The sequence below is a fragment of the Lentilactobacillus raoultii genome, from assembly GCF_900411375.1.
GTDB classification, from domain to species: Bacteria; Bacillota; Bacilli; order Lactobacillales; family Lactobacillaceae; genus Lentilactobacillus; species Lentilactobacillus raoultii.
The window spans coordinates 1-1859 of sequence record NZ_LS423001.1 but is presented as its reverse complement, the minus strand read 5'-3'; the positions used below and the strand labels follow the sequence as shown (position 1 = coordinate 1859).

The following is a 1859-nucleotide window of genomic DNA, read 5'->3' as shown; positions in this document are numbered from 1 at the left end:
GGTAATGTCCAAAGTTCTATGAAAACTTACTCGTGACCAAGTTTGTACCTAGGTTTGTACTTTTCGTCAGGCTGCGACCAACTGCGGGGCGTCAAATGCCCTTGACAAGCCACGCAATGGGTTGCGGTGAGCTAGCCGCGGCGATGATTATACGAAATCAAGGCTACTTAAATAAGCCCCGGGAATCTTCAGTTTAACCCATTGTTTGCCTGGCTTGTCAAGGGTTCGCTAACGCCATTTGACGGCAACTTAAGCGCCGGGCTCCAATTACCGAAATCAAGTGGTCAGCAGTTGCGTTTCAGCGACTTGAATCAGTTGAAGCCACTTATCCGGCATCTTGTTGACGGCCTGCACGGCCGGCAGGGCCACCGGTACTTGATGATTTAAACTTTGATGGGGCATTAAAAAGTTGTGGCAGGCGGAATACAGGGTCACATAATTAACGGATCCGGAAGTCGAGTTGAATCCACCCATTGGGCGATAATTGGCTTTAAATGAACGATTGAGGCGTTCAATCGTTTGCTTGGCCGGACGATGTTCGCGCGCCACTTCGGTTTCGTTCGTCAGTCCTTTGACGATGTTTAAGTTAAACCGGATATCTTCGTGTTGTGCGTAATATAGCCGAGCGACCCGGTAGATCGGGTTATCATCCACGGTAAATCTTAAGTCCTCAGGGATCTTCGCATAGCGCTTAACTACTTGGTAAATGGCAATACAAGCCGATTCAGTTGTTCGATGCGGTGTCACGTAGTCGGCCAAAATAATTTTGCGAGCGACATCGTAAAAGTAAAACAGATAATGCCACTTGCCTTTTACCCGCAGGTAGGTTTCATCGCCGACTAAATCGTCGGAAAGTTGGTAAGGATAGTCGTTTAAGAACGGTCGTAAATGCGTAGCGACCGCTTCGGCATAGTTCAAAATGGTCTGACGGGACAGTTTAACTTCATGAACGTCGTACATGAGGGCGGCTGTTTTGGCCGCTGACATGCCATAATTGACATAGTAAGTCAAAATCAGTCCAAGAACGCGTGGCGACGCTTGGATGCGGCTTAAATCAACCCGTGATTGGACTGGCGACTGCTCTGCTAAACGACGAACATTAAATTCGAATTCTCGGTAGGTATAGCGTAACTTGAATTGGCTGGGCTGTTGTTGGTATTGCCGGAATTCATCTGGTGATAATTTTGCCAGTGCCGTTAATCGGTGTGGACATTGAGGATTTGGGCAACGCCAGACTTTGAAGCCCACCCGTTGCTTATAAAGCTCCAGCTTCCATTGGCAGTCCGGACAACGCAGAACCAGTTCCTTGGCGAACCGCTTTTTCGGATTAAACCCGTGATGACAGACCTTGCACTGGACCAGCTTTTGCGAACCGCCACCATTGGCGTACAGATAAGGCTCGGGCGCTTGACAACGTGGACAGTGAACCCCGGGGAAGTCGAAAGCTTTCCGGCGGTTGATTGGGCGTAAGGGTCGACCATGTTGCTGTAAATACGCCTGCAGTAATTGCTGATAATCTAAGGGTTCACCTGCTTTATCAGCTTGTAAAAGCGGTAGCTTTGGATCCGCTTTGAATTGGTTGAACCGGTGGTAAGTTGGCGCATCTAAACGTGGCGTCTTGGAGTGAAGATAAACGTTAGCGAGTTGGGTCAGTAGAATTAAAATAAATTGTTGTTGAACCTTGATAATTTGAACTAAATACGTTAATAATTGTGTAAGCACTTGTTTTTCTCCTGTTCCTTGTGTTGAGTTGGTACTTACACTATGTCGGAACTTTTGGGGGAAGGCAAGTGTTTTTTGATTAACGTTGATTTGACAAGGATTACCAAGGATGGAACTAAGAAACTTTGGACATTACG

Annotated in this window: 1 protein-coding gene; it reads right to left on the bottom strand. The window is 47.2% G+C overall.

Features of this window, described 5'->3' with window-relative positions:
* Positions 1 to 276: 276 nt before the first annotated feature.
* Complete coding sequence (locus ED605_RS12860; RefSeq protein ID WP_121979298.1) at positions 277 to 1722, bottom strand: DDE-type integrase/transposase/recombinase; 1446 nt, start codon at positions 1720 to 1722, stop codon at positions 277 to 279.
* Positions 1723 to 1859: the final 137 nt, after the last annotated feature.